The 659-nt window shown below is 58.1% G+C and carries 1 protein-coding gene; it reads left to right on the top strand.

Features of this window, described 5'->3' with window-relative positions; all coding sequences use genetic code 11:
- The coding region (locus CKO40_RS23845) for a group II intron maturase-specific domain-containing protein (RefSeq protein ID WP_200348409.1) at window positions 1–346 on the top strand (346 nt) is incomplete at its 5' end.
- Between the last annotated feature and the right edge of the window lie 313 nt (window positions 347–659).

Here is a 659-nt window from a genome sequence, read left to right as displayed (position 1 = left end):
GATGGCGTACCGGCTCAAGAAACTCTCCGAATACGTCCGTGGTTGGATGGGCTACTTCGGCATCTCGGACTACTACCGGCCGATTCCCGAGCTGGACCACTGGCTGCGGCGGCGCATCCGCCTGTGCGACTGGAAACAGTGGCGCGGGGTGCGCAATCGCATTCGCCAGTTGCTGGCCCTGGGGTCGTCGAAGCGTGCCGCGATCTGGACGGGCATGAGCTCCAAGAGCGACTGGCATCTGTCCCGCTCGCTGGGCACGCAAACCGGGATGACCAATGACTGGCTGAAAGGCCAGGGCTTGATCAGCATTCGCGATCAGTGGATGAAAGCGCATGGCTATGCCTAAAGCGTCGTGTGCTCCCTTCTTGTGAATCGCCTAGTGCGGACCCGCATGCTAGGTGGTGTGGGGAGGGCGGGCTAAACACCCGCCCTTACCCGATTCGGTGGTCTACGACTTTTGATCCTCGCTCTTCCCAGCAATTCCCGCCGCAAAAATATCTGCTTTAGAAACAATAAGTTGGCTTTGAGCCGAAAAAAATCTTTCGTAAACTTTTGAAGCCGAATCAGTATACTGCCACGACCTTCTCAAGCTGCGAGGCAGGTATTGATGAGTGGTCCGTTCTCACGCCAGCACCTCAGCGTCGCGGGACTGCTGCGCG

Origin of the sequence: Halochromatium glycolicum (assembly GCF_016584085.1) — a bacterium.
GTDB classification, from domain to species: domain Bacteria; phylum Pseudomonadota; class Gammaproteobacteria; order Chromatiales; family Chromatiaceae; genus Lamprobacter; species Lamprobacter glycolicus.
The sequence above is the reverse complement of the archived record's forward strand: the minus strand, read 5'-3'. Positions and strand labels throughout refer to the sequence as shown.